1 protein-coding gene is annotated in these 1164 nt (G+C 47.6%); it reads left to right on the plus strand.

Annotated elements, in window-relative coordinates:
• A partial coding sequence (locus AB4232_RS06480) for a tandem-95 repeat protein (RefSeq protein WP_372086661.1) occupies positions 1–1164 on the plus strand: 1164 nt, incomplete at both ends.

Raw genomic sequence — 1164 nt, forward strand, 5'->3', positions numbered from 1 at the left:
AGATGCGAACTTCAATGGTGATATTGATATCAGCTTCGATATCTCAGATGGTACTAACACGGTTCAAGCCTCTGCCGATTTAACCGTTAACCCAATCAATGACCTGCCAGTTCCTCAAGATCAACAGTTCAGTGTTGAAGAAGATGGCACACTTATCTTCACTGACGCTGATCTATTAACAGGCGCGACAGACATTGAAGGTGATCGCCTTACGGTTGAAGGAGTGACCTACGATGGCGGTGACGGCATTCTTACTGATAACGGTAATGGCACGTACACCTTTGCGCCAAACGAGAACTTCAATGGTGACGTAAACTTCAGCTTCGATGTATCAGACGGTACCGATACGGTAGCGGCAAGCATTGATGTAAGCGTAACAGCAGTCGATGATGCACCAGTATCTGGCGACTTAGCTTACTCAGTCGATGAAGACGGTTCGATTCATCTAAGCCAAGAGCAATTGCTTTCTCAAGCTTCTGACGTGGAAGGCAATGACCTAACTGCTAGTGGCCTAACGGTTGGCGGCGATGCGACAGTTACTCAAAACGACGATGGCAGTTTTACCATCACGCCAGATGAGAACTTCAATGGCGATATCGATATCAGCTTTGATATCTCAGATGGTACTAACACGGTTCAAGCTTCTGCTGACTTAACCGTTAATCCAATCAATGATCTGCCAGTTCCTCAAGATCAACAGTTCAGTGTAGAAGAAGACGGTACGCTGCAGTTTACTGATGCAGATCTGCTAACCGGTGCGACAGATATTGAAGGTGACAACCTTTCTGTTGAAGGTGTTACCTACGATGGCGGTGACGGCATTCTTACTGATAACGGTGACGGCAGTTACACCTTTGCGCCAAACGAGAACTTCAACGGTGACGTCAACTTCAGCTTCGATGTATCAGACGGTACCGATACGGTAGCGGCAAACATCGATGTAAGCGTAACAGCAGTCGATGATACGCCAGTATCAGGCGACCTTGCTTACTCAGTCGACGAAGACGGTTCGATTCGTCTAAGCCAAGAGCAACTGCTTTCTCAAGCTTCTGACGTGGAAGGCGATGATCTAACTGCTAGTGGCCTAACGGTTGGTGGCGATGCGACAGTTACTCAAAACGACGATGGCAGCTTTACCATCACACCAGATGCGAACTTCAATGG

This window comes from Vibrio sp. 10N.286.46.A8 (assembly GCF_041470165.1).
In the GTDB taxonomy this organism is placed as follows: domain Bacteria; phylum Pseudomonadota; class Gammaproteobacteria; order Enterobacterales; family Vibrionaceae; genus Vibrio; species Vibrio tasmaniensis_A.